Below are 382 nucleotides of genomic sequence, written 5' to 3'. Positions count from 1 at the left end.
CTGCAGATGACCGCCTGCGCGCGGGTGGCGAAGGGCGTGTTGCGCACCATGTCGCGCGCATACCAGGCCATCCGCGCCCGCGCCCGTGCGGCTGCATCGGCGTCCGTCCGGGTCGCCTTCATGGTCGAGGCGCGGCGCCCGAGGGAAGCCGCATCGTAATGCGCCGTCACCGCGCGGGCACGGGCACGCTCCATCCCCCACCGCGGTGCCACCGCGGAGATCACCCGGTCCAGCATGTTCATCGGGTCAGTCCTTCCGGAAAACCGGGTAGTGCTGGCGCGACCGGCCGGGCCGCAGATCGATCCCCAGCTCGGCCTCCATCATCCGCTTGATCCGCAGCATGTCGGACAGGCTGCGGTAGGTGACGCGCTCGCCGTTGACC

At 70.9% G+C, this 382-nt stretch carries 2 protein-coding genes; both read right to left on the bottom strand.

Features of this window, described 5'->3' with window-relative positions; translation table 11 throughout:
* The coding region (locus AB4091_RS22010) for a hypothetical protein (RefSeq protein ID WP_442295067.1) at positions 1-242 on the bottom strand (242 nt) is incomplete at its 3' end.
* Between the two features lie 4 nt (positions 243-246).
* Positions 247-382: phage head-tail joining protein (locus AB4091_RS22005; RefSeq protein ID WP_442295069.1), on the bottom strand; the 136-nt coding region annotated here is incomplete at its 5' end.

The organism is Terrabacter sp. 2RAF25 (assembly GCF_052115265.1).
In the GTDB taxonomy this organism is placed as follows: domain Bacteria; phylum Actinomycetota; class Actinomycetes; order Actinomycetales; family Dermatophilaceae; genus Terrabacter.
The sequence above is the reverse complement of the archived record's forward strand: the minus strand, read 5'-3'. Positions and strand labels throughout refer to the sequence as shown.